The organism is Bosea sp. ANAM02, from assembly GCF_011764485.1.
Taxonomy (GTDB): Bacteria; Pseudomonadota; Alphaproteobacteria; order Rhizobiales; family Beijerinckiaceae; genus Allobosea.
The window spans coordinates 2,542,608-2,569,000 of sequence record NZ_AP022848.1 but is presented as its reverse complement, the minus strand read 5'-3'; the positions used below and the strand labels follow the sequence as shown (position 1 = coordinate 2,569,000).

At 67.2% G+C, this 26,393-nt stretch carries 25 protein-coding genes; 7 read left to right on the top strand and 18 right to left on the bottom strand.

Annotation, left to right across the window (positions count from 1 at the left end; translation table 11 throughout):
- Positions 1-280 precede the first annotated feature (280 nt).
- Positions 281-1,153: a 3-deoxy-8-phosphooctulonate synthase gene (gene kdsA, locus OCUBac02_RS12430; protein WP_173045968.1), complete on the top strand. Its 873-nt coding sequence runs from the start codon at positions 281-283 to the stop codon at positions 1,151-1,153.
- Positions 1,146-2,369 carry an MFS transporter gene (locus tag OCUBac02_RS12425; protein WP_173045966.1) on the top strand — a complete coding sequence of 408 codons (1,224 nt, stop codon included), beginning with the start codon at positions 1,146-1,148 and terminating at the stop codon, positions 2,367-2,369. The genes kdsA and OCUBac02_RS12425 overlap by 8 nt, the downstream gene beginning before the upstream one ends.
- Here OCUBac02_RS12425 and queF read toward each other — a convergent pair.
- Positions 2,354-2,809: a preQ(1) synthase gene (queF, locus tag OCUBac02_RS12420; protein WP_173045964.1), complete on the bottom strand. Its 456-nt coding sequence runs from the start codon at positions 2,807-2,809 to the stop codon at positions 2,354-2,356. The genes OCUBac02_RS12425 and queF overlap by 16 nt on opposite strands.
- Positions 2,810-3,102: 293 nt before the next feature.
- On the opposite strand from queF, the gene OCUBac02_RS12415 reads away from it, so the two are divergent.
- Complete coding sequence (locus tag OCUBac02_RS12415) at positions 3,103-3,426, top strand: hypothetical protein (RefSeq protein WP_173045962.1); 324 nt, start codon at positions 3,103-3,105, stop codon at positions 3,424-3,426.
- A 180-nt stretch (positions 3,427-3,606) separates the two neighbouring features.
- The gene (gene eno, locus OCUBac02_RS12410; protein WP_173045960.1) at positions 3,607-4,890 is read left to right on the top strand and encodes a phosphopyruvate hydratase; all 1,284 of its coding nucleotides are present in this window, start codon (positions 3,607-3,609) and stop codon (positions 4,888-4,890) included.
- Between the two features lie 23 nt (positions 4,891-4,913).
- Here eno and OCUBac02_RS12405 read toward each other — a convergent pair whose 3' ends face one another.
- Positions 4,914-5,555, bottom strand: coding sequence for a hypothetical protein (locus OCUBac02_RS12405; protein WP_173045958.1), 642 nt, complete (start codon positions 5,553-5,555; stop codon positions 4,914-4,916).
- Positions 5,556-5,726: 171 nt separating this feature from the next.
- Here OCUBac02_RS12405 and OCUBac02_RS12400 point away from each other — a divergent pair, with 171 nt between their 5' ends.
- Positions 5,727-6,716 (top strand): DMT family transporter, encoded by a 990-nt coding sequence (locus OCUBac02_RS12400; RefSeq protein WP_173045956.1) that lies wholly within the window; start codon positions 5,727-5,729, stop codon positions 6,714-6,716.
- Here OCUBac02_RS12400 and OCUBac02_RS12395 read toward each other — a convergent pair.
- The 5 genes from OCUBac02_RS12395 to OCUBac02_RS12375 all read right to left on the bottom strand — a co-directional run bounded on the left by OCUBac02_RS12395 (position 6,630) and on the right by OCUBac02_RS12375 (position 10,881).
- Positions 6,630-7,415 (bottom strand): hypothetical protein, encoded by a 786-nt coding sequence (locus OCUBac02_RS12395; protein WP_173045954.1) that lies wholly within the window; start codon positions 7,413-7,415, stop codon positions 6,630-6,632. The genes OCUBac02_RS12400 and OCUBac02_RS12395 overlap by 87 nt on opposite strands.
- The gene (gene tgt, locus OCUBac02_RS12390; RefSeq protein ID WP_173045952.1) at positions 7,412-8,575 is read right to left on the bottom strand and encodes a tRNA guanosine(34) transglycosylase Tgt; all 1,164 of its coding nucleotides are present in this window, start codon (positions 8,573-8,575) and stop codon (positions 7,412-7,414) included. Before tgt ends, OCUBac02_RS12395 begins: the two co-directional genes overlap by 4 nt.
- 363 nt (positions 8,576-8,938) lie before the next feature.
- Entirely contained in the window at positions 8,939-9,295 is a 357-nt protein-coding gene (locus OCUBac02_RS12385; protein ID WP_173045951.1) for an ArsC family reductase, read from the bottom strand.
- A 176-nt stretch (positions 9,296-9,471) separates the two neighbouring features.
- Positions 9,472-10,179 (bottom strand): glutathione S-transferase N-terminal domain-containing protein, encoded by a 708-nt coding sequence (locus OCUBac02_RS12380; RefSeq protein WP_173045949.1) that lies wholly within the window; start codon positions 10,177-10,179, stop codon positions 9,472-9,474.
- 117 nt (positions 10,180-10,296) lie between these two features.
- On the bottom strand, positions 10,297-10,881 hold the full coding sequence (locus tag OCUBac02_RS12375; protein WP_173045947.1) for a 2'-5' RNA ligase family protein: 585 nt from the start codon (positions 10,879-10,881) through the stop codon (positions 10,297-10,299).
- A 202-nt stretch (positions 10,882-11,083) separates the two neighbouring features.
- Between OCUBac02_RS12375 and OCUBac02_RS12370 the strand changes: the two genes are divergently transcribed.
- Positions 11,084-12,463 (top strand): M20/M25/M40 family metallo-hydrolase, encoded by a 1,380-nt coding sequence (locus OCUBac02_RS12370; protein WP_173045945.1) that lies wholly within the window; start codon positions 11,084-11,086, stop codon positions 12,461-12,463.
- A 185-nt stretch (positions 12,464-12,648) separates the two neighbouring features.
- Here the strand turns inward: OCUBac02_RS12370 and OCUBac02_RS12365 are convergent, their stop codons facing one another.
- The 3 genes from OCUBac02_RS12365 to OCUBac02_RS12355 all read right to left on the bottom strand — a co-directional run bounded on the left by OCUBac02_RS12365 (position 12,649) and on the right by OCUBac02_RS12355 (position 16,239).
- Positions 12,649-13,431 (bottom strand): enoyl-CoA hydratase/isomerase family protein, encoded by a 783-nt coding sequence (locus OCUBac02_RS12365; RefSeq protein ID WP_173045943.1) that lies wholly within the window; start codon positions 13,429-13,431, stop codon positions 12,649-12,651.
- A 12-nt stretch (positions 13,432-13,443) separates the two neighbouring features.
- Positions 13,444-14,637 (bottom strand): CaiB/BaiF CoA transferase family protein, encoded by a 1,194-nt coding sequence (locus OCUBac02_RS12360; RefSeq protein ID WP_173045941.1) that lies wholly within the window; start codon positions 14,635-14,637, stop codon positions 13,444-13,446.
- 285 nt (positions 14,638-14,922) lie between these two features.
- Positions 14,923-16,239 carry an aspartate aminotransferase family protein gene (locus OCUBac02_RS12355; protein WP_244638904.1) on the bottom strand — a complete coding sequence of 439 codons (1,317 nt, stop codon included), beginning with the start codon at positions 16,237-16,239 and terminating at the stop codon, positions 14,923-14,925.
- A 133-nt stretch (positions 16,240-16,372) separates the two neighbouring features.
- Between OCUBac02_RS12355 and OCUBac02_RS12350 the strand changes: the two genes are divergently transcribed.
- Positions 16,373-17,164 carry an IclR family transcriptional regulator gene (locus tag OCUBac02_RS12350; protein WP_173045937.1) on the top strand — a complete coding sequence of 264 codons (792 nt, stop codon included), beginning with the start codon at positions 16,373-16,375 and terminating at the stop codon, positions 17,162-17,164.
- A gap of 254 nt (positions 17,165-17,418) precedes the next feature.
- Here the strand turns inward: OCUBac02_RS12350 and OCUBac02_RS12345 are convergent, their stop codons facing one another.
- The 8 genes from OCUBac02_RS12345 to OCUBac02_RS12310 all read right to left on the bottom strand — a co-directional run bounded on the left by OCUBac02_RS12345 (position 17,419) and on the right by OCUBac02_RS12310 (position 26,275).
- Positions 17,419-18,366, bottom strand: a complete 948-nt coding sequence (locus tag OCUBac02_RS12345; protein ID WP_173045935.1) for an ABC transporter permease — start codon at positions 18,364-18,366, stop codon at positions 17,419-17,421.
- Entirely contained in the window at positions 18,363-19,241 is an 879-nt protein-coding gene (locus OCUBac02_RS12340) for an ABC transporter permease (protein WP_173045933.1), read from the bottom strand. The genes OCUBac02_RS12345 and OCUBac02_RS12340 overlap by 4 nt, the downstream gene beginning before the upstream one ends.
- A gap of 43 nt (positions 19,242-19,284) precedes the next feature.
- On the bottom strand, positions 19,285-20,823 hold the full coding sequence (locus OCUBac02_RS12335) for an ABC transporter substrate-binding protein (protein ID WP_244638901.1): 1,539 nt from the start codon (positions 20,821-20,823) through the stop codon (positions 19,285-19,287).
- Between the two features lie 30 nt (positions 20,824-20,853).
- A complete protein-coding gene (locus tag OCUBac02_RS12330) occupies positions 20,854-22,362 on the bottom strand; it encodes a M81 family metallopeptidase (protein WP_244638900.1) in 1,509 nt (502 codons plus the stop codon).
- A gap of 340 nt (positions 22,363-22,702) precedes the next feature.
- Complete coding sequence (locus OCUBac02_RS12325; protein ID WP_173045929.1) at positions 22,703-23,665, bottom strand: ABC transporter ATP-binding protein; 963 nt, start codon at positions 23,663-23,665, stop codon at positions 22,703-22,705.
- Positions 23,662-24,474 carry an ABC transporter ATP-binding protein gene (locus OCUBac02_RS12320; RefSeq protein WP_173045927.1) on the bottom strand — a complete coding sequence of 271 codons (813 nt, stop codon included), beginning with the start codon at positions 24,472-24,474 and terminating at the stop codon, positions 23,662-23,664. The genes OCUBac02_RS12325 and OCUBac02_RS12320 overlap by 4 nt, the downstream gene beginning before the upstream one ends.
- Entirely contained in the window at positions 24,471-25,337 is an 867-nt protein-coding gene (locus tag OCUBac02_RS12315) for an ABC transporter permease (protein WP_244638898.1), read from the bottom strand. Before OCUBac02_RS12315 ends, OCUBac02_RS12320 begins: the two co-directional genes overlap by 4 nt.
- A complete protein-coding gene (locus tag OCUBac02_RS12310; protein ID WP_173045925.1) occupies positions 25,334-26,275 on the bottom strand; it encodes an ABC transporter permease in 942 nt (313 codons plus the stop codon). Before OCUBac02_RS12310 ends, OCUBac02_RS12315 begins: the two co-directional genes overlap by 4 nt.
- Positions 26,276-26,393 lie beyond the last annotated feature (118 nt).

Below are 26,393 nucleotides of genomic sequence, written 5' to 3'. Positions count from 1 at the left end.
GAGCCCCTCGCCGGCGCGCGCCGGACGCCCTGCCCGCCTGGTCCTGTGCTGGCCTGACTGCATCATTCCCGTCCGCGCCGTATCCACATCCGATCCTGCATCGACTTCCGAGATAGTGCTTCGCCTGCGAATTTACAGACCTCGCCTCCGCTTCGCCAGCCCGTTCGCGGCGAGCATGGCCGATAAGCGCTCCGCAGGGCTACCCCGACTTGACCCGGCCGGGCTCAACTCGACATAAGCCCGGCAAGCACCCGGCAGCCCGCTGGACAAGGACGCCGCCATGACTCCTAACGCCATCGTGACCATCGGCGAGGATCTCGCCCGACCCGTGCGCTTCGGCAATGCCCTGCCGCTCGCCCTGATCGCCGGCCCCTGCCAGATGGAAAGCCGCGACCATGCGCTGGAATGCGCGCTCGCGCTCAAGGAGATCGCGGCGGAGCTGGATGTCGGCCTCGTCTTCAAGGCCTCCTTCGACAAGGCCAACCGTACCAGCGTCAAGGGCGCCCGCGGCATGGGAATGAAGGCCGGGCTGCCCGTCTATGCCGAGATTCGCGAACGCACCGGTCTGCCGGTCGTGACCGACGTGCATGAAGCCGACCAGTGCGCGCCGGTCGCCGAAGTGGTCGACATCCTCCAGATCCCGGCCTTCCTCTGCCGCCAGACCGACCTGCTCGTCGCGGCCGCGAAGACCGGGCGCGTCGTCAACGTCAAGAAGGGCCAGTTTCTCGCGCCCTGGGACATGGTCAATGTCGCCGCCAAGGTCACCGAGAGCGGCAATCCGAACGTGATACTGACCGAGCGCGGCGCCTCCTTCGGCTACAACACGCTGGTCTCCGACATGCGTGCCCTGCCGACCATGGCCGAGATCGGCGCGCCCGTGATCTTCGACGCCACCCATTCCGTACAGCAGCCCGGCGGCAAGGGCGCCTCCACCGGCGGGCAGCGCGAGTTCGTACCCGTCCTGTCGCGGGCGGCGGTCGCAGTCGGCGTCGCCGGTCTCTTCATCGAGACCCATCCCGACCCGGACAAGGCGCCCTCCGACGGCCCCAACATGGTGCCGCTCGCCGAGTTCAAGGCGCTGATCGCCGAATTGCAGGGCTTCGACCGCTTGGCCAAGTCGCGGACCGCCCCGGCGGCCGTCGCTTATGTCTGAGCCCGTTCCGCAGGCAGATTCTTCGGCGACATCGCTGGGAACGCTCGTCCTCGTCCTCGGGACCTGCGGCTTCGCCTCGACCTTCACCATGCGGCTCATCGATCCGCTGGTGCCGACGCTCGCCGCTCATTTCAGCCGTTCGATCGCACAGGTCGCGGTGATGGCGACGGCGTTCTCGTTCTCATATGCCTTCGGCCAGCCGATCCTCGGCCCGATCGCCGACGCGATCGGCAAGATTCGCACGATCGGCAGTTGCCTTGTCCTGCTGGTCTTGCTGTCGGTCGCCTGCTCCTTCGCCCCGAATTTCGAGGCACTGCTCGCGCTCCGCGCCGCCAGCGGCATCGTCGCCGGCGGGATCATCCCGATCGCGATGGCGGCGATCGGCGATCGCGCGACCATGGCGCAGCGCCAGGTCACGCTCGGCCGCTTCACCGTCATCATGATCTTCGGCCAGATGGCGGGCGCCGCCTGTTCCGGCGTGATCGCCGAATATCTCGGCTGGCGCGGCGTCTTCCTGATGGCGGGCGGCATCGCCGCGATCGCCTTCCTGATGCTCACCCTGACGATGCGGCCACGCGCCGGTGCGGTGCGGCGGCGCCCGACCCTGGGCGGAGCGATCGCCAGCTACGCGGCTGTCTTCTCCAACCCGCGCTCGAAGCTTCTCTATGCGCTGGTGATCACCGAGGGCAGCCTCATCTTCGGGATGCCGCCCTTCGTCGCCGCCATCCTGCAGGAGCGCGCCGGAATCGGCCCCTCGCTCGCCGGGCTGGTCATCGCGGGAACGGGCATCGGCGGGCTGATCTACGGTCTCACGACCCGCATCCTGGTCGATCGGATCGGCCCCACCCGCATGCCGATCGTCGGCGGCGTCCTGATGGCGATCGGCTATGGGCTGTTCGCGCTGCCCTTCCTGCCGTGGTGGAGCGCCATACCGTTCTTCGTGGTCAACGGCTTCGGCTTCTTCCTGATGCACGGCACGTTCCAGGCGCAGGCCACCGAACTGGCGCCCGGCGCCCGCGGCTCGGCGGTCTCGCTCTTCGCCTGCTCGCTGTTCGCGGGCCATGCGCTCGGCCCGGTCTTGATGGGCACGGCGCTCGCGCTGCTCGGCACGACCGGCGCGATCGCCCTCTTCGCCGCCGGCATTGGTTTGCTCGGCTTTGCCGCGCCGCGCATCCTGCCGATGCTCGGCGCGGCGGAGGCTCAGCGCCCGCGATAGGGCGCGACGCCCTGGTCGGGCAGCCAGAGGCCCTTGGGCGGCTCGCCGGTCTGCCAGAACACGTCGATCGGGATGCCGCCGCGCGGATACCAGTAACCGCCGATGCGGAACCATTCCGGTTCCAGCAGGTTGACCAGCGTCTTGCCGATCGAGACCGTGCAATCCTCGTGGAAGGCGCCGTGGTTGCGGAACGAGCCGAGATAGAGCTTCAGCGACTTCGATTCGACCAGCCATTGCCCGGGCAGATAGTCGATGACGAGGATGCCGAAATCCGGCTGGCCGGTGACCGGACAGATCGAGGTGAATTCCGGGCAGGTGAAGCGGGCGAGATAATTCGTGCCGACATGCGGATTGGGCACGCGGTCGAGCCGCGCCTCCTCCGGCGAGGCGGGCAAGGCGCTGCTCTGGCCGAGCTGCAAGGTCGAGGCGTCGATGGTCATGGGATGCTCCTGGATTTGGGCGGGTTCTAGAGCATCTCCAGCGGATATGGGAACTGTCGCCTGCCGCGCCGCAGCCTCCGACGCCATAATGCAGGCTGGCACGATAGCCGGCGCGCGAAACCACAGCCTTGCCTCGCCGTTCGTCGACTGAGCATCCCTTAAAGCAGTCAAGTTTTATGTAATAAAATCGACTGATTTATTAAATATTTCTGGATCTTCCACACGCTTATTTGCGCGATATGCCTGCACGCTCTACTTCGATTTCGTGAAATCGGAAGCCTAGACCGTACTATATGATCATTGCCGGCATCCTGTTCCTGATCGGCCTTCTGATCGGCCTCTCGCACGGCTATCCGGCAATCCTTCTTGCAAGTGCCGCGGTCACGCTCGTCGCCTTTCCGACATGGATCATCCGCGGCGAGCTTGGCCTGTTCGTCGTCCTCGTCTGGATCGGATACCTCTTTGCCCTCCAGGCCGGCTTCCTGCTCGGCGGCTATCTCGGCCTGCCCGAGGAGGAACGGGATTTACCAGAACCAGACCGGCCGCCCCGCGAAGAGGCAGAGCCCCGTCCACCACAGGACGGTCAAACCGGACCAGAACAGGACAGAGGAGAGTGAAGGCCGGCGGCGGTCAGGCATGGTCTGGAACATGATCGTTTCCCGATGGGACGAAGCGTCTGGGTCCCCCGGTAATCCGCAAGCTCCGCGCCACGCAGGCGCCGATTGAGGCTTTCCCCGCGGCAGGCTCTTGGCTAGAAGCGCCCTATCCATCCCGCCCCGCCTCTCCCGGAGCCTGCCATGACCGCGATCATCGACATCATCGGACGCCAGATCCTCGATTCCCGCGGCAATCCGACGGTCGAGGTCGATGTCGTGCTGGAGGACGGCTCGATGGGCCGCGCCGCTGTTCCCTCCGGCGCCTCGACCGGCGCGCATGAGGCGGTGGAACTGCGCGACGGCGACAAGTCGCGCTATCTCGGCAAAGGCGTGCTCAAGGCCGTCGAGGCGGTCAACGTTTCCATCGCCGAGGCGATCGTCGCCATGGACGCCGAGGACCAGACCGCGATCGACCAGGTGATGATCGAACTCGACGGCACCCCCAACAAGTCGAAGCTCGGCGCCAATGCCATCCTCGGCGTTTCGCTCGCCGTCGCCAAGGCCGCGGCCGAAGCCTCCGGCCTGCCGCTCTACCGCTATGTCGGCGGCACCTCGGCCCGGATCCTGCCCGTGCCGATGATGAACATCGTCAATGGCGGCGCCCATGCCGACAACCCGATCGACTTCCAGGAATTCATGGTGATGCCGATCGGCGCGACCTCCTTCGCCGAAGGTCTGCGCATGGGCGCGGAGATCTTCCACACCCTGAAGAAGAAGCTGCACGACGCCGGCCACAACACCAATGTCGGCGACGAGGGCGGCTTCGCCCCGAACATCAAGTCGGCCGAGGCCGCGCTCGACTTCGTCATGCAGGCGATCGAGACCGCCGGCTACAAGCCCGGGCAGGACGTCGCGCTGGCGCTCGACTGCGCCGCGACCGAGTTCTTCAAGGACGGTTCCTATGTCTACGAGGGCGAGCGCAAGACGCGCGACCCCAAGGCCCAGGCCAAGTATCTCGCCAAGCTCGTCGGCAACTATCCGATCGTCTCGATCGAGGACGGCATGGCCGAGGATGACTGGGACGGCTGGAAGGCGCTGACCGATCTCGTAGGCAGCAAGTGCCAGCTCGTCGGCGACGACCTCTTCGTCACCAACGTCACGCGCCTGTCGCAGGGCATCAGGTCGAAGACGGCGAATTCGATCCTGGTCAAGGTCAACCAGATCGGCTCGCTGACCGAGACGCTCGCCGCCGTCGAGATGGCGCAGCGCGCCGGCTACACCGCCGTGATGTCGCACCGCTCGGGCGAGACCGAGGATTCGACCATCGCCGACCTCGCCGTCGCCACGAATTGCGGGCAGATCAAGACCGGCTCGCTCGCCCGTTCGGACCGGACCGCGAAGTACAACCAGCTGCTGCGCATCGAGGAAGAGCTCGGCGCGCAAGCCGTCTATGCCGGCCGCAACGCGCTGAAGGCTCTGGCCTGATCGACCGGCTCAGGCTGCCGCGTTCACCAGCGCGGCAGCAGGCCGTTAGCCTGCGTCAGGGTCCATGATCCTGCCGCCTGCACGCTTCCGGCCGCGCCGGACACCGCGTCGACGACCTTCATCGCCGGCGCGACGACATACTGCCGCAGGGATGAATCGGCAGCCCCGCCGCTTGAGGCGTCGGCCGCCGGCGCCGTATCCGCGCCGGCCATGGCCGCCGGAGGCAGGATCACCAGCGGCGCGGCCGGCCCGTGGCCCTTTCTCTCGGACAGCACCGCCAGGCGACGCGGCGGCAGCGCAATCGCGCTGGCTACGGCTGGTACCGGCGCCTTCGCCTGCGCGATCGTGCGCGGCGGCGCCCACTCACCCTGCTCGGGCCAGGCAAGCGACATCGGCATCGCCAAAGCGGCCGGCGTCAGCAGGCGCTCCTCCGGGACCCCCTCCTCGCCGCCTGCTGCGAACTCCGCCAGCCTATCCGTGAGTTTGCCGTCGCGCAGCAAGGTCAGGGCCGGCGCTTTGGCACGATCGGGCGCGGCATCGGACATCAGCGCCGGCACCGTCACGAGCAGGGCCGTCGCCGCCGCGACACCCAGCGAGAGCAGGAGATCGCCGCCCAGCCGCGCCGCCATCGCGGCCGGCGCGGGAAATTCAGAATCTGTCTGCATCGGTTGCGCTCCGCATCGCTGCGCCCCTTGCCTGTTGCATCGCAAGGAAGCCGTGGCCTCTGGGCGCCAGCGGGGCCGAAACAGGGCGCAAATACGGTCTGCCGCCGCACGCGCGGGCGCCATGCGCGCCGGCCCGTAACCGGCCCGCCGATGCGGCGTTAGAGAAGGATGATGGACCAGATCACCCCCGCTGCGATGCTCGAGACCGATACGCGGGTGCGCCGCCGCAAGCGCCTCGCCGCGCTCGGCATGCTGTTGGCCGTGCTGATCTACGGTTCGAATTTCGTCATCAGCCGCCATGCCGTCCTGAACGGGCTGACCCAGCATGACCTGATGGCGCTCCGCTTCGCCATCGCCGGCCTTCTGCTCCTGCCGATCTTCCTGCGGCCGGGACTGGCCACCTGCGGCGGCGTCGGCTGGGGGCGCGGCCTCTGGCTGACACTGAGCAGCGGCGTCCCGATGACCTATCTGATGCTGACCGGCCTGACGATGGCGCCAGCCGCCCATGGCGCCACCATCGGGCCGGGCACGGTGACGCTGATCGGCATCATCGGCTCGGTCGTGATGTTCGGCGCCGCCCTGACCGGGCGGCTCATGATCGGCGTCGCGGGGGTGCTCGCCGGCCTGATCTGCCTCGGTATCGCCGGCAGCGCGGGCGCGAACGCCATGACGCTGCGCGGCGATCTCTGCTTCCTAGGCGTCGGCCTGCTCTGGGGCTTCTACCCCCTGATGATCCAGCGCTGGCAGGTCGACGGCCTGAAGGCGACGGCGATCGTCTCGGTGCTCTCGCTGGTCTATCTGCCGATCTATTTCCTGTTCTATTTCCGCGGCTTCGACGTCGCGCCCTGGTGGGTGCTGGCGCTTCACGGTTTCAATCAGGGCGTGCTCAACGTCATCGTCGGTCTCTGGGTCTGGGGCTGGGCCGCCCATGTGCTCGGACCGTCCGTGGTCGGGCGCTTTCCCCCGCTGATCCCGGTCACCGGCACGCTGCTCGCGATTCCCGCGCTCGGCGAGATCCCCTCCTCGCTCCAGCTTGTCGGGATCGTGCTGATCATCGGCGGGCTGTTCGTGGCCTCATGGCGCCGACCGACGCGCCAGGCCCAGCAGGATCAGGTTCCAGCCGACGGCAATGACAAGGCCCAGCCCCAGCGCAGCCCATGAGCCCCAGGGCACCGCGGCGACATGCACCGCTGCCAGCCCAAGCCCGGCCCCGAGCAGGCCGAGCGCGCTGCTGCCGATGACGGCAGCAGCCGCCCGGCCGCCGGCTCGCATATGCAGGATGACGATCAGGCTCGACAGGATGATCGGCAGGCCGGCAAGGATGCCGGACCATTGCGGGCCGACACGCTCGCTGAGCCCGGTCACGATGCCGACCAGCGCCGCGACGCAGGCCGCGCGGATGGGAATGGCATGGCGCGAAATCCCGGCCGGAGGCTTGGCGCGCACCTTGAGATAGGGCCGCACGAGCAGGTGCACGACGAACAGGGCGAGCACCGTCAGCACCGTGAGCGGGAACACCGTCAGCGCCATGCTGCGCAGGACCAGCAGCAGAACCGTCCAGATTGCCAGCGCTCCACCGAGGGAGACCAGCACGCCATGGCGCTGCGCGAGCAGCACATAGCTCAGCACGAAGCTGGCATGGGTCGCATTGGCGTTCATCGTGCCGAGCGCGGCGCCCGCGATGAAGTCGGGGCCATGGTCGAGCGCGAGGAAGACGAGCACCGGCCCGAGCGAGATCGGCAAGGTGGCGATCATCGCCGCCATCAAGGGCCCGGCCCGCTCGGCCAGCATCGAGCAGCTCACGACCACGCAGGCCGCGAGCGCCATCTTGAAAGGCAGCAGGGCGAGGCCCGTGTTCAAGCCGGCTCGCCCCTGTCCCAGCCTTCGCGGGTCTCGGCGATGAAATCGTCGAGCCGCCCGGCGGCGATCGCGGCGCGCAGGCCGGCCATCAGGTCCTGGTAATAGGCGAGGTTCACCCAGGTCAGCAGCATCTTGCCGAGCATCTCCTCGGCCTTGACGAGATGGTGCAGATAGGCGCGCGACCAGCTATTCGCGGCCGGGCAGGAGGATTGCGCGTCGATCGGGCGCGGGTCTTCCGCATGCTTGGCGTTCTTCAGGTTCATCCGGCCGAAGCGGGTGAAGATCTGGCCGTGGCGGCCGGCCCGCGTCGGCATCACGCAATCGAACATGTCGATGCCGCGCGCCACCGATTTCACGATGTCGTCGGGCGTGCCGACGCCCATCAGGTAGCGCAGCTTCTCCTGCGGCAGATGCGGCTCGACCGTCTCGATCATCGCCAGCATGACGTCCTGCGGTTCGCCGACCGCAAGCCCGCCGACCGCATAGCCCTTGAGGTCCATCGCCGCGAGCTCGCGTGCGCTCTCGACGCGCAGATGCGGCACGTCCCCGCCCTGCACGATGCCGAACAGCGCCCGGCCCGGATGATCGCCGAACGCCGCCTTGCAGCGCTCGGCCCAGCGCAGCGACAGCCGCATCGCCTTCTCCGCGACCTTCTCCTCGCAGGGCAGCGCCACGCATTCGTCGAGCTGCATCACGATGTCGGAGCCGAGCAGGTTCTGGATCTCGACCGAGCGCTCGGGGGTGAGCACATGTTTCGAGCCGTCGATATGCGAGCGGAAGGTCACACCCTCCTCGGTCAGCTTGCGGAGCTGCGACAGCGACATCACCTGGAAGCCGCCCGAGTCCGTCAGGATCGGGTGCGGCCAGTTCATGAATTGATGCAGGCCGCCGAGCCGCGCGACGCGCTCGGCGCCAGGCCGCAGCATCAGGTGATAGGTGTTGCCGAGCACGACATCGGCGCCGAGCGCCCTCACCTGCTCGGGGTACATACCCTTCACGGTCGCGGCGGTGCCGACCGGCATGAAGGCCGGCGTGCGGATGACGCCGCGCGGCATGCTGATCGCGCCGGTGCGCGCCGCGCCGTCGCGGGCCGCGACCTTGAAGGTGAATTCGGGTGTGGCAGCGGTTTGCGGCTGCAGGACTTGGGGCTCGACGGTCATGGCCTGCGAGGTAGAGCAGCGCGCGGGTTTAGGGAAGTGACCCGCGCGCCGGATGGCCGTTCCTCGCCGTCATGAGCGAACCGAACTCTCCACAACCGGATGCCGTCTTGAACCGCGGGGAACCCCTCTCCTGCATCGAAGCCGGCTGTTGCCGACTTCGACACTATACGACGCCCATCTCGGGCAAGCCCGAGATGGGCGAGAGGGTCAGGGGTGAGGTGTAGGTCCCTGGGCCAGTGAAGCGCTGCCGCCATAGCAGCAACGGTCAGGTCACGGCCAAAACGTCCAACAGACTCCCCCTCACCCTGCCGTCTCCCTCCGGGAGAGGGTTCCCCGCGCTGTCCGCGCGTTCCTTAGCGAGCCTCAACTCCTCGATACCGCGGCCGCGTAAATCTCCGGCTTGAAGCCGACGATCGTCCTGCCCTGGCCCAGATCGAGCACCGGACGCTTGATCATCGAGGGCTGCGCCAGCATCAGCGCGATCGCCTTCTCGGCATCGAGCCCCTGCTTCTCGGCATCCGGCAGCGCGCGGAAGGTCGTGCCGGCGCGGTTAAGCACCGTCTCCCAGCCGTGCTCCTTGACCCAACGCTCAAGCGACGCCTTGTCGACCCCGCTCGCCTTGTAGTCATGGAACGCGACGGCGACGCCATGGCCGTCGAGCCAGGCCCGCGCCTTCTTCATCGTGTCGCAGTTCTTGATGCCGTAGATCGTCTTGGCCACGCTTGAGCGCCCCTCAATCTCATTGAAAGTATATCGAGCCCTCATCCTGAGGAGCCATTCCGCTTGGGAATGGCGTCTCGAAGGATGTTCCAGGAGACTCCGGAGACACCTGGAACGCCCTTCGAGACGGCCCTTCGGGCCTCCTCAGGACGAGGGCTGACGTTCTAAATCAAACCTCAGGCCGGGCGCTTCGGGCTGTCGAGGCCGCGCTGCACGGCCGGGCGCGACAGGCAGCGCTCCAGCCAGATCGGCACATGGGTCAGCTTGGCATAGTCGACGAGTTCGCCCGCGCCGTAGAATCCGACGAGATTGCGCACCCAGCCGAGGATCGCGATATCGGCGATGCTGTAGTCGTCGCCCATGATCCAGGTGCGGCTCGCCAGCCGGTCCTCGAGCACGCCGAGCAGGCGCTTGCTCTCATTGGCGTAGCGGTCGCGCGGACGCTTGTCCTCGTATTCGCGGCCGGCGAATTTGTGGAAGAAGCCGAGCTGGCCGAACATCGGGCCGATCGCCGCCATCTGGAAGAACACCCACTGGATGGTCTCGTAGCGGGCGGCAGGGTCCTTCGGCAGGAGCTTGCCGGTCTTCTCGGCGAGATAGAGCAGGATCGCGCCGGATTCCCAAAGGCCGAACGGCTTTCCGTCCGGGCCGTTGGGGTCGATGATCGCCGGGATCTTGCCGTTGGGGTTCAGCGACAGGAATTCCGGCCCCCAGGTCTCGTTCTTGCCGATATCGATGGCATGCGGCTCGTAGGGCAGTTCCAGCTCCTCCAGCGCGATCGAGACCTTCACGCCGTTGGGCGTCGGCAGCGAATAGAGCTGGATACGGTCGGGATGCGCTGCCGGCCAGCGCCTGGTGATCGGGAAAGCGGACAAATCGGCCATGACAGGCTCCGTCTGAATCGGATGGGCTTCGGCCGGAAACGATAGAGCCGACCGCGCCCAAAGCAACGGCGCAGCATCCCGATCGCCGCAAAGCGGCCTTGCACGGCTGCATGGAGTTCAGCCGAGCGGCCAGGAGCCCAGGATGACGTATTTCCTGTTATCGATGCTCTCGATCAGCACGAACGCGCGCACCTGCCAGCGCAGCTCGGGCAGATCGATCGGCTCCCGACGTCTCCGGTCGTAGAACAGCGTGACATGCGGCTGGAAGCTTGATCCATCGACCTTGAGGCCGGCATGCCGCAAGTCATCAAGCAGCGTGGCAGACAAACTGTTGGCAGCAGGCAAATCCGCCCGTGTCGTCAGGGAGAATGCGTATTTCGGCGGCTTTCCGAAGCTTGCGGCCTGATCGAACATGACGGCGAAGGACGTCCTCCGAATCGCGTCGGCGACCGTGCGTGCCATCGCGATGCTCTGCCCGAACGAGCCGTCGGGCACAGCAATTCCACGCAAGGTCACATGATACTTGTCCGGCCCGCGCAGCCGGTTCGAGGCGCGAAGCCGCGCGTTCAACTCACCGGCAAGCTTATGGATTCGCTGCTTCGCTTCGATATCCGGAAGGAGCGCGAAGAAATAGCGGGGTGGGCGGTGGACTTCTCGCGGCTGAAACTCCCGCTCACCGTCGAGGTCGAGAACGAGCTGCATATCCAATGATAGAACAAAAAAAGAACAATACAAGCGATAATCCGACCAGCGAAAATCGCAAGGCTGCCAGTCGCCGCGACAGCCCGGCCCGCGCTTGAGCGCCGCAGACCCCGCGTCTAGGCTGCCCGCGACAGCCGCTCGGCCGCCGCTTGCGCCCCCGCTCGGCGGTCGGCACGGATTCCTCTCCAGTCAGGCATTGTCTATGGCTTCCTCAGACGCACTCGCCGCGGTCTTCGACCATATCGAGACCAATCGCAGCGCCTTCCTCGACCGCCTCGTCGCCTATCTGCGCCATCCCAGCATCAGCGCCGAGAATATCGGCATCGCCGAGGTCGGCCTGCTGCTCGTCGACATGCTCACGGAGATCGGCCTCGAAACCAGTCTCGTCCCGACCGAGGGCCACCCGGTCGTCGTCGCGCGCAGGGAGAAGGCGCCGGGCAAGCCGACCGTGCTGCTCTACGGCCATTACGACGTGCAGCCGCCGGACCCGCTCGATAAGTGGGTGTCGCCCCCGTTCGAGCCGACGATCCGCGACGGACGCCTCTATGCGCGCGGCGTCGGCGACAACAAGGGCCAGCACTTCGCCCAGATCCTCGCGATCGAATCTCATCTCAAGGTCCATGGCGAACTGCCCTGCAACGTCATCCTCGTGCTCGAGGGCGAGGAAGAGATCGGCAGCCCGAACATCGCCGGCTTCGTCCGTGCCAACCCGCATCTGCTCAAGGCCGACCTCGCCGTCACCGCCGACGGCCCGCGCCATGCCAGTGGCGCGCCCACCATCAAGTTCGGCTCGCGCGGCGTCGTCTCCTTCGACCTGCGCTGCCGCCATGCCAGCCGCGACGTCCATTCCGGCAATTTCGGCGGCGTCGTGCCGAACCCGATCTGGACGCTGGTCCATCTCCTCGCCACGATGAAGAACCCCGAGGGGGAGATCACCATCGACGGGCTGCACGATGCCATCGAGCCGCCGAATGCGGAGGACCTGGAAGCGGTCGAACGCCTGCCGCTCGACATCGAGGCCTTCAAGAAGGGGCTCGGCCTCACTCGCCTCGACGCGCCGGCCGACCGGCCCTTCTACGAGCGTCTCTGCTTCCGGCCGACGCTGACGATCAACGGCTTCCATGGCGGCTATGGCGGGCCGGGCACCAAGACCGTGCTGCCGAACGAAGCGTTGGTGAAATGCGATATCCGCCTCGTCGAGGCGCAGGACCCGGAGGACATCCTGCGCAAGGTCCGGGCTCATGTCGAAAAGCACGCGCCCGAGGTCGAGTTCGTCGCCGAGGAAAAGGGCATGCAGCCCTCAAAGACCGCGATCGCCTCGCCCTATACCGCGCCGTTGCGGCGCGCCTTCGTGGCGGCGCAGGGCGAGGAGCCCCTGCTGATCCCGGCCGGGTTCGGCAGCCTGCCGAACTACGTCTTCACCAAGATCCTCGGCATTCCCGCCTTCGTGACGCCCTACGCCAATCACGACGAGGCCAACCACGCCCCCAACGAGAACATGACGCTGGACTGCTTCTATAGCGGCCTGCGCACCGGCGCAGCCCTGCTGCACGAACTCGGGCAGTTGGGTAAGCAGGGCTGAGAGGCGCTATCGGGCAGCCATGGAGGCCGTCATGCTCGGGCTTGACCCGAGCATCTCAGGCCGAAAAGGGCACCCAGCGCCTCTTCCGGCCGGAGATTCTCGGATCTCCGCTTCGCTGCGTCCGAGAATGACGGCTGGGTATGGATCCTGGGCCAAGCCCGCAACCACCGGCAAACAGGCGCCCCTTACCGCCCCTGCCAGTTCGGTGTCCGCTTGCCGAGGAATGCTTCCATGCCCTCGCGGAAATCGGCGCTGGTATAGCAGAGCGTCACGAGGTCATGGCCGTCGATCCCAGAAGCGGTCGCGGCCGTCAGGCGGCGCATCGCTTCCTTGGTCGCGCGCATCGTCAACGGCGCATGGCCGGCGATGATCTGCGCCAGTTCGCGGGCGCGCCGCATCAGCGCTTCATGGTCCGGCACCAGCTCGTTATAGAGCCCGATCCGCGCGCCCTCCTCCGCCTCGACGAGCCGAGCGGTGAAGACGATGTCCTTGACCCGCGCCGGGCCGAGAATGGCGTAGAGCCGCCCGTAATTCTCCATCGACAGGCAGTTGCCGAGCGTGCGCGCGATCGGGAAGCCGAAGCGCGCGCTCGTGGTCGCGATGCGTAGATCGCAGGCGAGCCCGATCGCGGCCCCGCCGCCGGTGAAGGCGCCGGAGATCGCGGCGAGCGTCGGCACCGGGCAACGCTCGATCGTGCCGATCACGACTTCGATCCGCTCCTCATAGGCCAGCGCGTCCTCAGCGCTCGAGAAGGAGCGGAACTGCGCGATATCGGTGCCGGCCGCGAAAGCCTTGTCGCCGGCCCCGGTCATGACGATGACACGCGGATCGCCATGAGCCGCCGGGTCGCGGCAGATCTCGGCGATGCGCTCGTACATGGCGAAGGTCAGCGCATTACGCGCCTGGGGCCGGTTGAGCGTGATCGTGCCGACCCCGCCCTCGACCGCATACAGGATTTCGTCGTTCACGCAGGCTCTCCGTCAGATCACGCCATCGGCCCGCAAGCGCGCGAGCCCGGCTTCGTCATAGCCGAGACCGGCCAGGATCTCGTCGTTATGCGCCCCGGCCGCCGGCGTCGGCGTCGCGACATCGGCCGGCGTGCGCGACAGCGTCACCGGCTGGCCGATCAGGTGGATACCGCCGAGCTCGGGATGGTTCACCGGCCTGGCGATGCCGAGATGGCGCACCTGCGGGTCCTCGAACATCTCGTCGACCGCATAGATCGGCCCGGCCGGGACGCTGTTGCGCTCCATCGCTTCCAGCCAATCGGCGCTGTCCGCCCCGGCGAAGATGTCCTCGATCAGTTCGCGCAGCTCCGGCCGGCGGGCGAAGCGCTTCTCCGTGCTGTCATAGCGCGTATCCGTGCCCCAGTCCGGTCGCCCGATCGCCCGGCAGAACGAACGCCACTGCTCTTCGCCGCCGACGCCGAGATTGATCGCGCCGTCGCGCGTCCGGTAGACGCCCATCGGCGTCTGGTAGGGATGGTCGTTGCCGGACTGCGGTGGCACCGAACCCTCGACGAGATAGCGCGCGGCCTGGAAATCCATCATCGCGATCTGCGCTTCGAGCAGCGAGGTCTGCACCCACTGCCCCCGCCCCGAGACTGCCCGCTCCTGCAGCGCGACCAGCGCCCCGACCGCGCCATAGAGCCCGGCCGAGGAATCGGCGAGCGCGATTCCCGCCCTCACCGGCCCCTGCCCCGGCAGCCCCGTCACCGACATCATCCCGCCCATGCCCTGCGCGATCTGGTCGAAGCCGGCACGCGTCCGGTAGGGGCCGGACTGGCCGAAGCCGGAGATCGAGACCAGGATCAGGCGGGGATTGCGCGCATGCAGCGTCTCGAAATCGAGCCCGAGCCGCTCCTTCACATCCGGGCGGAAGTTCTCGACGACGAGATCGGCCTCGTCGACGAGCTTCATCAGGATCGCCTTGCCCTCGGGCGTCTTCAGGTTCAGCGCGAGCGAGCGCTTGTTGCGATGCAGGTTCTGCATGTCGTAGCCGAGGCGCGGCCCGCTCATGTTCTCGTTGGGGTCGAGTCCCGGCGGGCTCTCGACCTTGATCACGTCGGCCCCGAAATCGGCGAAGATGCGCACGCAGGTCGGCCCGGCCCGCACCCGCGTCAGGTCCAGCACCTTGAGCCCGGCAAGCGCGGTGGACGGTCTCGGCTGCGGCATCGGTCTTCGCTCCCTCTCGGGGCGAACTATCCGGTACGGCGAGCGGCGCGGTCAATGGCGTCGTGTATGCTGCATGCAGGAGCGGAGTGCATGGCAACGAACCGCCGCGCCACTCCAGCCGTCATGCTCGCCCTTGTGGCGAGCATCCACGTCTTGAACACCGCATGGCATAAAAGAAGACGTGGATGGTCGGGACAAGCCCGACCATGACGGATAGGTCGTATTCAAGGTTCCGGCTCGGACCGGCCGCCCGCTCCGGAACGACAAAGGGAGAGGCCTGAACCGTTACGCCACCGCGCGCGCCGCATCCCGCACCGCGGAAAGCGTCGCATCCACAACCGACGCATCATGTTCCGACGACACGAACCAGGCGCCGCGCTCCAGCACGCGCACGCCGCGCTTCAACAGTTCATGCGCGAAACGGCTATAGGCAGCCTTGTCGGCGCGCGCGACGTCGCGGTAGTTCCGCGCCGGCGCATCGAGCCCGAAGGCGACGTGGAACATCAGCGGGAAGCCGGCGACCTGCGCCTTGATGCCGGTCTCCGCGAGGATCGTGCGGATACCGTCCTGCAGGCGCTGGCCCTGAGCGGAGCTGCGCTCATAATGCTCCGGCGTCAGCGCCTTCTGGGTGGCGACGAGTGCCGCCATCGCGACCGGCTGGGCATTGAAGGTGCCGCCATGCAGCACGCCGTCGGCGAAGAGGTCGAGCAGGTCCGCCCGCCCGGCGATCGCAGCGACCGGGAAGCCGTTGGCGATCGCCTTGGCCATGAGGGTGAGGTCCGGCGTCACGCCGAAGCGCTCCTGCGCGCCGCCGCGCCCGAGCCGGAAGCCGGTGATGACCTCGTCGAAGATCAGGATCGCGCCATGCTTGCGGCAGGCCGCGAGCGCTCCTTCCAGATAGCCCGGCGCCGGTGCGATGGCGCCCTGGTTGCACATCGCCGGCTCCATCAGCACGGCGGCGACATCGCCCCTCGCGAGCCGGGCCTCCAGTGCCGCGAGATCGTTCCAGCCGAGGATCGAGAGCCCCTCGCCGGCCTGCGGGTCCTGGCCCTTGCTGCCGATCACCGGCGTCGGCGCCTCCTCGGGACCTGCCGCATTCAGCCCCGGCGCCGTCGACCACAGGATGTTGTCGAACCAGCCGTGATAATGCCCCTCGAACTTGACGATCGTCCGCTTGCCGGTGGCCGCGCGCGCCAGCCGCATAGCGGCTTGCGCCACCTCCGAGCCCGATGAACCGAAGCGCAGGCGCTCGGCCGAGGGAATGCGCTCGCAGATCAGTTGTGCAGCTTCCACTTCGACCGGCATCTGACCCGCGAAGAGGATGCCCTTCTCGGCCTGCCTTTTCACCGCCTCGATGACGGGCGCCGGCGTATGGCCGAGCACGGTCGCGCCCATGCCGCAGTAGTAGTCGATGATCCGGTTGCCATCGACATCGATCAGATAGGCACCCTCGCCGCGCTCGAAGACGAGCGGGCCGGGCTGCATGCCCAAGCGGAAATTGCTGTTCACGCCGCCGGCGATGAAACGCGCATTCGCCGCGATCTGCCGGGCGGATTCGTCGAAGCGCAGAGCGCCCGCCTGCTGGCTGCCATTGCCTGTCACTGCGTTGCCTCCTGCTGTTGTCCCGACCAGACCAGAGCGCCCACTCCGCGTAAAGGAACAGGGGTTTCGCCTTGCGGAATTATTAGGGGTTGGCCATGCTGGCGGTCGAACGAGCGCGACCACCGGAGCCGCCATGTCCAGGACAACCGACAACCCCTATGTCGTGCAGCCGGTGATGAAGGCGCTGAAGGTGCTGGAGCTGGTCGCCCGCCACGGCCATGAGATCGCGCTCACCGCCGTCAGCAAGGAGCTCAAGATCCCGAAGACGACGACCTTCCGCTATCTCCAGACGCTGACCGCCGCCGGTTTCCTCGACCACAACCGCGCGACCGACCGCTACAATATCGGGCCGCAATTGCGCGCCATCGCCCGCGCCGATGCCAGCGTCAGCAAGGTCCGCGAGCTCGCCCGCCCAGCCATGATCGAGCTGATGCAGGAGTTCAACGAGACCGTCAATCTCGCGGTCAAGGGCAACGGCACCGTCGTCTATATCGACCTTATCGAGGCCAATCGCTCGCTCAGGATGCAGGCCCGCATCGGCGAGAGCCACCCGATGCATTCGACCGCGCTCGGCAAGGCGATCCTCGCCTTCCTGCCGGATGCGGAGCGGCAAAGGCAGCTCGACCTGCCGCTGACCGAGCGCACCGGCCGCACCCTGCTCGAGCGCGAGGAGATCGAGCGGCAGCTCCGGCAGGTCGCCCGTACCGGCTACGCCACCGAGATGGGCGAGAACGAGGACGGCGCCATGTGCGTCGGCGTGCCGATCCTCGACGATGACGGCTATCCCGTCGCGGCGCTCAGCGTCTCCGCGCCGCTGATGCGGATGCCGCACTCGCTGGCGGCCAAGGTCGGGACGCGCCTGCGCGAGGTCGCGGCCGGCATCTCGACCCATCTCGGCTCGCGCCCGACCGCGGACCTGCGCTGAAACGCATGGAGGCTTGGTCAGACCGGCCTTCCCATCCGCCACCGTCGCCGCCCCGGTTCCGTCATGCTCGCCCTTGTGGCGAGCATCCACGTCTTGAACACAGCGCTCGACCCATGAAGACGTGGATGGTCGGGACAAGCCCGACCATGACGGAATATGGGTTCCGGGCTCGATCCTGCGGACCGCCCCGGAATGACGGCGGAGGTTCCGTCGAGAACCGTTTCGACAAACGCGCGCATCCTCGAGAGCGGCAATCATCGGTATTCGATCCGCGGGTCGATCCAGGCATAGAGCATGTCGACCGTGAGGTTGATCAGCATATAGGCGACCAGGATCACCAGGATGCAGCCCTGAATCAGCGGGTAGTCGCGGGTGCTGATCGCCTGGATCAGCAGGCGCCCGAGCCCCGGATAGGTGAAGACCGCCTCCGTCACCACGGCCCCGCCGATGAAATTCGCCATCATCAAACCGACGATGGTGACGAAGGGCAGAAGCGCGTTGCGCATGATGTGGAAGCCGACGATCCGGTTCTCCGGGACGCCCTTGGCGCGGGCGGTGCGGACATAGTCGGCCCGCGCCTCACCGATCAGCGAGGCCCGCAGGAAGCGCGCCAGGATGCCGGAGACATAGGTGCCGAGCGTGATCGCCGGCAGCGCGAGACTGCGCAGCGTGTCTAAAGGCGACTCCCAGAATGGCACATGGCGCGAGGCCGATGGCAGCCAGCGCAGTTCCACGGCGAAGAGCAGGATCAGGAGGATACCGAGCCAGAAGGTCGGCACGCCCAGCGCCAGCGCGCTCCAGCCGCTGAGCAACCGGTCGAGCCAGGAATTCGGCTTGACCGCGCTCGCGATCGCAACGGGAATGCCGATGACGAGCGCGACGAAGATCGCGGCGAGCGCCAGTTGCAGCGTCGCCGGCAGGCGCTCGCCGATCAGTTGCAGCACCGGCTGGCGACTATGCAGCGAGAGCCCGAAATCGCCCGTCGCCGCCCGCCCGAGCCAGTCGGCATATTGCACCACCATCGGGCGGTCGAGCCCGTAGCGCTGGATCGCGGCCGCGATCTCCTCAGGCCCGGCATTCTCGCCAACGATCACCGCGACCGGCCCGCCCGGCACGGCATAGATCATCGCGAAGATCGCGAAGGAGGCGAGCAGCAGCACCGGCAGCATCTGAAACAGGCGGCGCAGGACATATCCCGTCATCGCCGCCCCCCGATCGGCTCGCCGCCCGCCTCGCTCTCGTCGCGGTCGAGGATCGCGGTCAGCGCCCGGCCGATCGTGTCGAGCGAGAGGATCGTCAGCGTCAGCACGATGCCGGGCAGCACCGCATAGGTCGGCGCCTCGTAGAGATAGGATTTGCCGGTACGCAGCATCTCGCCCCAGCTCGGCGTCGGCGGCGGCACGCCGACCCCGAGGAAGGCGAGCGCCGCTTCCAGCAGGATCGCGATCGAGGCCAGCACGATCGCCTGAACCACCAGCGGGCTCAAGGCGTTGGGCAGGATCGTCCGGAACATGATGTAGCCGGGGCTGCCGCCGAAGCCGCGCACCGCCGTGACGAAATCGAGCTGGCGCAAGGCCATGACCTGCGCCCGCGCGATGCGGGCGAACCCGGGTATGCCGGCGATGCCGACCGCGATCAGCGCCGCCCCCTGGCTGCGGCCGAGAACCGCGATCAGCGCCATCGCGAACAGGATGTTCGGCAGCGCCAAGAGCACATCGATGCAACGCATCAGCAGGGAATCGCGCCAGTCGCCATAGAAGCCGGCGGCAAGTCCGATCGGCACGCCGATGAGCGCCGCGATCACGACCGCGCCGGCCGCCGTCAGCAGCGAGGTCCGCGCGCCATGGATGACGCGCGCCAGGATGTCGCGGCCGAGCTCGTCCGTGCCGAACCAGTATTCGGCGGATGGAGGCAGGAGCGAGTCCGCCACGTTCTGCCGCAAAGGGTCAAAGGGCAGCAGATCGGCGAAGGCCGCGGCGAGCGCGACCAGCACAAGAAAGCCGAGCCCCAGGGCCGCGCCCCGCCGGGCCAGCAGCCGACGCAGCAACCCTTTGACCTGGGCAAATGTCTCCGTCATCGCCGGGCGCCGCGCTCGCGCCGCCCGGCGCCGTCAGGCCGCGTCATTTGAAGCCGATGGTGCGGGCGACGAAGAGATTGTCGATATCGAGCGTCACGCCGCCGATCTTGTCCGAGGCGACGATCAGGCCGACATCGTAGGAATTGGTGGGGATGCCGAAGGCCTCCGCGACCAGCACCTTGTTGAGGTTGTCATAGGCCGCCTTGACCTCGGCCGCCCCGCCGGACGTGGCATCGACCCTGGCGATGGCTGCGACATAGTCGGGATGCGGATGCGGGTCCTTCAGGACGGGGTTGCCCGAGGTGCGGTAGATCGAGTTGGTGGCGACGCGCGAGGGGAATTTCTGGACGTTGCCGACGGCACCGAAGGTCGCTGCGAAATCGCCGCCGAGCAGCGCGGTGACGTATTCCGCGCCCTGCCGCATGTCGAGCTCGACGGGGATGCCGATCTTCTGCAGCGAGCCCTGCACGATCTGGCTGATCGCGACGGAGGATTCGTCGCTGCCGTTGACCAGCAGCTTCCAGTTCTTGGTCTCGTCGGCGGAAAGGCCGGAATCCGCGATCAGCTTCTTGGCCTTGTCGAGATCATAGGCATAGGTCGCATTGTAGCTCTCGTCATAGGCGGGGCTCGCCGGCGCCCAGGGCAGCGCCACGACCTTGCCCATGCCGGCATAGCCGACCCGCAGGATGCTCGCCCGGTCCATCAGATGGTTGAAGGCCTGCCGGAACGCCTTGTTGCGGAAGGGTCCGCGCGTCGAGTTGATGCGGAAGACCTGCACCAGTGGCCCCGGCCCGGCGAAGACCTGGAACCCGGCATTCTTGAGCCGGACCGCGCTGCGCGAGGAGCCGTTATAGACGATGTCTACCGCGCCCGATTCCAGCGCGGCGCTGGCCGAGGCGTCCTCGCTGAACACCGTGAAGACGAGATCTTGCACGATCGGCTGCTTGTCGCGCCAGTATTTCGGGTTGGCCTTGAGCGTCAGGCTCTGCCCCACCGCCCGGTTGACCAGCGTGAAGGGGCCGGTGCCCGCCGGCACGGTCTCGACCGTGTCGATTCCCTTGGGATCGATCGGGATCAGGAACTGCAGGAGATCGAGCATCTGACGCTCGGGCACCGGCGCCTTGAAATTGATCGTCACCGTGGAATCGTCAGGCGCCGACCAGTCCTTGACGATCGACATGGTCGCGAAGACGTTCTTGCCGCGCTTGGGATCGGCGCCCTTCTGCAGGGTCGCCAGGACGGAATCCGCCTTGAACGGCGTACCACTATGGAAGGTCACGCCGCTGCGCAGCTTCAGCGTCACCGAGGTCTTGTCGGGCGCGATCTTCCACTCCGTCGCCAGGCTCGGCTCCGGCTTCCCCTCCGGCGTGTACTCGATCAGGCTGTCATAGAGGTTCTTGATGACGTGGAAATTCACCGTCGAGAGCTGCTGCGGATCGTAGTTCGCCAGCTCGCTCAGCACGGCGACGCGCAGCCTCCCGCCCTTGAGCTGCTGGGCCGAGGCCGGCAAGGCCCCCGCCAGGGACACGCCCGCCAGCGCAAGGCCGGCCATGCCGAATTGACGTCGCGACAGCTTTGTCATCGCTTTCCCTCTTGTTGTGTTGGTTTCGTCTCAGCTTTTCCCCGCTCCCGGCTGGGACGAATGCGCCCGCCAGTCGCTTATTGTCTCCAACGGATAGACCGGGCGCGGAATCCGCTGCCACGGCAGGGTGAATACGTCCGACTGCCCCGGCCCGCGCGTATCGGCACGGACGAGCCCGGAGGCGATGCGGTCGAAATACTGGAAGTTCGAAGCCGTCTTGAGTACCGCCATCTTGTAGTCGGAGAGGTCGATGCCGAAGGCCTCGTAGACATCGGGCACGTTGCCCGCGACGCCGCGCAGTTCCGAGATCAGCAGCGTCACCGGCCCGACATCGAAGACCGCGACCCGGCCCATATCGACCTCCGGCTGATGGTTGAACCTGAGCGGGATCGACCCGCCGCCGAGCTTGCGGACCTTGCCCGTCACCGTCAGCGGCTTGAAGAAGGCGGTGGCCGCGTCGCCCCCGAGCGGGAGCGTCACCTCGGCGCCCTCGCCCGCCGCGGTCAGCGTCGCGACGGCCTTGGGCGAGATCAGCGGGATCAGCGCCTTGCTCCTGATGCCGAGCCGCAGCATCGCTTCCAGCAGCAGGTTGCTGTCCCCGGCCGCGCCGCCGAAGACGGTGTCGCCGGTATCGCTGATCACGATCATGCCACGCTCGGCCGCATCGGCCTTGCGCACGGCGTCGTCGATGGAAACCGCCTCGCGCACCTGGAAATCGTCGCGCATAGACCAGGCGAGATCGGCGAGCTCGTCCGCCAGCTTCTCGGCCAGCAACCGGTCGCCATCGGTGACCACGATCGTCGACCAGCCGCCCTCGGCCACATCGAGCCAGGGCTGCATCGGGTAGTTCGAAGCCTGTAGCACGCGCCGGTCGGCCTCGATCGCGCGGGCCCGGTCGAACCAGAGCTTCATCGGCCCCTTCGAGGTTAGGAACTGCTCCTGATGCGAGAGCAGCGGGATCTTCCGCCAGGCCATCACCGGCTTGCACTTCTCGGTGAGGATGCGCAGCAGCACCTCGGTGCCGACCTTGCCCGTATCGAACACGTCATGTGGCTGGGTGCGATGGCCGACGATCGTCGTGCAATTGGCCATGATCTTGTGCGTGATATTGGCGTGGTGATCGAGCCCGAGCAGGATCGGCACGTCCGGCCCCAGAATCTCGCGGCAAAGCTCGGCCTGCTCGCCCTCGACATCGTCGATGCCCTCGGCCGCGCAGGCGCCGTGCAGATGCAGGACGAGCCCGTCGATCGGTCCCACCGTCTCCAGCCCGGCCCGGATCTTCGCCTGGAAGAAATCGAAGGCCTCACGCGAGATGCGCCCGCCCGCCACGGCCCAGGCGCGGATGATCGGGATCGTCTCGATCGCGAGCCCGCTTTCCTTCACCGCCGCGTAATGCCCGCCGATCTGGCCGATCTCGCCGAATTGCCGGGCGATCTCCTCGCCCTCGACGAGGCCGAACGCCTCGAAATCCGCGAGCGTCGTCAGCAGCGGATTGAAGTCGTTCGTTTCCTGAACGATGTGGATCAGCGCCAGACGCACGGCCATCCTCCCGGATTGCGGTTCCGCCGGCCGGCCGATGCCGGGCGAAGCGGTAACTCGGACTTCAGGATATCTTGCCGGATCCGTTCTTCAGCCCGGCCTCGTCACCAAAAGCGTAGTTGCGCCAGATATTTCGCGTCAAGGATTGAATGTTCCGCCCTAAGGAACATCCTCGACCTCCCCCGAAAGGAACCATGTCATCCCGGGCGACCGAAGGGAGACCCGGGATCCATGCCGGAACCTTGATCGGAAATGCTCAGGAATGGATCCCAGATCTTCGCTTCGCTCCGTCCGGGATGACCGCGCGATAAGATTAAGAGCTTGCATTTCAAGCGGCCGCTCACGCCGCCTCCCGTCCCGCTCCTTTCGGCCAGTAGCGGCAGGACACGCCATGGCCCGGCGCGACCTCGTGCCATTCGGGCGTTACCGCCCGCGCGTGATCGGCACCATGGACGCACCCGCCGCCATCGCCATCGAGGAAGCGCAGGTCCGGTGGCGGGCGCCGGAGCCGCTCGCGCTGCAGCACGGGGTCGGGCACCGGCACGGCATCCAGCAGGAGTTGCGTGTAGGGGTGTGCCGGGCTGTCATAGACTTGGCCCGCGCTACCCATCTCGACGATGCGCCCGCGGAACATCACCGCGACGCGATGCGCCATCTCGCGGACGATCGCGAGGTCATGCGCGATGAAGAGATAGGACAGGCCGAGTTTCTCCTGCAGCGATTGCAGCAGCGCGACGATCTGCGCCTGTGTCCGCACGTCGAGCGCCGAGACCGGTTCGTCGCAGACGACGAAATCGGGGTTGACCGCGAGCGCCCTTGCGATGACGACGCGCTGGCGCTGCCCGCCCGAGAACTCGTGCGGGTAGCGCCGGATCATCGCGGGATCGAGATTGACCAACTCCAGCAGCTCTTCGACGCGTTCGCGGATGCGGTTGCCCGGCACCGTGCGATGCACCTGCAAGGGCTCGCTCAGGATCTGCCCGATCGTCATGCGCGGATGCAGGCTGGAATAGGGGTTCTGCAGCACGAACTGCATATGCCGGCGCATCCGGCGCAACTCGCCCGAACGCATCCTCGTCAGTTCCTGCCCGAGCAGGCGGACCGAACCTCCGCTCGCCTTCTGAAGCTGGAGGATGGCGCGCCCCGCCGTGGTCTTGCCCGAGCCGGACTGGCCGACGAGCCCGAGCGTCTGCCCCGGCGCGATATCGAAGGAGAGGCGCTCCACCGCCTTGACCGGCGGCGCGCCGCGCCGCGCCGGAAACAGCACCGAGAGATCGCGGACCTGAAGCAGCGGCTCCGTCATCGCAGCGCCCCCGCTCCTTGCAGGCGCGGCACGGCATCGAGCAGCGCCCGCGTATACGCATGCTGCGGCCGGGCGAAGACATCGTCGACCGGCCCGGCCTCGACGATTTCGCCGCCATACATCACGTTCACCCGGTCGACCATGCCGGCGACGACGCCGAAATCATGGGTGATCAGCATCAGCCCCATGCCGCGCTCCTCCCGAAGCCGCAGCAGCAGCCGCAGGATCTGCGCCTGCACGGTGACGTCGAGCGCCGTCGTCGGCTCGTCGGCGATCAGCAGGTCCGGCTCGCAGGAGATCGCGATGGCAATCAGCACGCGCTGGCGCTGCCCGCCCGAGAACTGGTGCGGGAAGTCGTCGATCCGCCGCGCGGGATCGGGAATGCCGACGAGGTCGAGCAGTTCGACGCTACGCTCACGCGCCTCCTTTACTGAAATGCCGAAATGGCGGCGCAGCATGTCGCCCATCTGCGCGCCGATGCTCATCACCGGGTTGAGCGAGGTCATCGGGTCCTGGAACACCATGGCGATGCGTCGGCCGCGCAGGTCGCGCATCTCTTCCTCGCCGAGCCCGAGCAGGTCCTGCCCCCAGAAAGCGATGGAGCCGCCAAGCCCGATCGAGGCGCCATCAGGCGCCAATCGCATCAACGCCTTGGCGGTTACACTCTTGCCGCAACCGGATTCCCCGACGAAACCGACCGCCTCATCGGCATTGATATCGAAGGAGATGCCGCGCACCGCCTGGATCACCTCACGGCGGGTGGTCACGGTCGCGGTGAGGTCACGCACCCTGAGCAGCGGGCCGGTCATCGCACGCTCCCCACATCGAGCACTTCACGCAAGCCGTTGGCGATGATGATGAAGGTCAGCGTCGCGAAGACGATCGCCAGGGCCGGGCCGACCACGGTCAAGGGCGCAAGCTCCATGAACTGGCGCGCTTCCGAGAGCATGCCGCCCCAGTTCGGATCGGGCGGCGGCGGGCCTAAGCCCAGGAAGGACAGCGCCGTCACCGTGAAGATCGTCTGGGACAGCGTTAGGCTCGTCGCGACGAGGATCGGCGAGACCACGATCGGCAGGATATGGCGCAGCACGAGCCGCATCTCGCTCATGCCGACGCTGCGGGCAGCCTCGACATGGTCCCATTGCTTGACGCTGAGCACCGGCGCCCTGACCACCCGCGCCATGGCCGGCGTGTAGACGATGGCGATGGTCAGGATCAGGTTCGGCACGGTCGGCCCCAGCGCAGCCACCACCGCGATCGCGAGCAGCAGAACCGGGAAGGCGAAGACGACATCGAGCAGCCGCATGATGACCTCGTCGGTGCGCCCGCCCATGTAGCCGGCCGCGAGCCCGAGGATCAGCCCGGCCACCAGCGCGATCAACACGGCCGAGACCGTGATGAGCAGCGTCGTGCGCCCGCCGACGATCAGGCGGCTCAGCACGTCGCGTCCGATCGAATCGGTGCCGAGCCAATGGGCTGCACTGGCGGGGGCCAGCGAGTCCGGCGACGTGGCCGAGGGACTGTAAGGCGCGATAAGCGGCGCGAAGATCGTCAGCACCAGCATTGCCGCCAGCATGGCAAGTCCCAGCCCGAGCAGCAGCCAGCCCTGCGTGATCCCTGCCCCCTTCCGCACCGTCGCGGCCGGCGCACTGTCCTGAATGGTCCCGCTCACATCTGCACCCGTGCATCGACGCGGGCATAGGCGATGTCGATCGCCGTATTGACCAGCACGACGATGCCGGCCGCGACCAGCACGATCGCCTGGATCACTGGATAGTCGCGGCTGTTGATGGAATCGAACAGGTACTGGCCCATGCCGGGAATGGCGAAGATGGTCTCGACCAGGATGCTGCCGCCGAGCAGCGCCGCGATCTTGAGGCCGGCGGCAGTGATCACCGGCGTCAGCGCATTGCGCATCAGGTAGTCGCGCAGGATCGCGGCCGGCGTCAGGCCCTTGGCGCGGGCGACCATGACGAAATCCTGGTTGGCGACCTCAAGCACGGCGGCGCGCGTGTTCTCCGCGATCGTCACGGAGACCGCGAGCGCCAATGCGAAGGCGGGCAGCAGCAGGCTGGCGAGATTGCCGAGCGGGTTCTTGAGAAAGGGCGTGTAGCCGAGCACCGTGATCTCCGGGAAATAGAGCCCGAAGAGCAGCACGATCAGCGTCGCCACGACATAGTTCGGCACCGCCAGCATCAGCCCGTTCCAGAGCCGGACCAGCCAGTCGGTCGCGCCGCGCAGACGCGCCGCCGCGAGCCCCGAGGCGACGCCCATCACCGCGGCGATGACCGCGGCGAGCGATGTGAGCTGGACTGTGACGGCGAGCCGATTGAGCAATTCGCCGAGCACCGGCTGGCGGGTGACGAAGGACTTGCCGAAATCGCCGGTCAGCGCAGACCCGAGCCAGAGCAGATATTGCGTCATCAGCGGCTGGTCGAGGCCGAGGTCCCGGCGGATCGTCGCCAGAACCTCCGGCGCCACGCTCTGCGAGCCCGCCGCCGCGATGGCGAAATCGCCGGGAATGGCCCGCATCAGCATGAAGGCGACGAAGGAAACGCCGAGCAGGATCGCGGCCATCCAGGCGAGACGCCCGAGGACGAAACGCGTCATCGGCAGGCCTCCGCCGGGAGGCGGCCGGCCAATTGTGAAAACCGCCCGAGAACCCCGCGAGCCCTCATCCTGAGGAGCCATGCCCTCAGGCATGGCGTCTCGAAGGATGTTCCAGGAG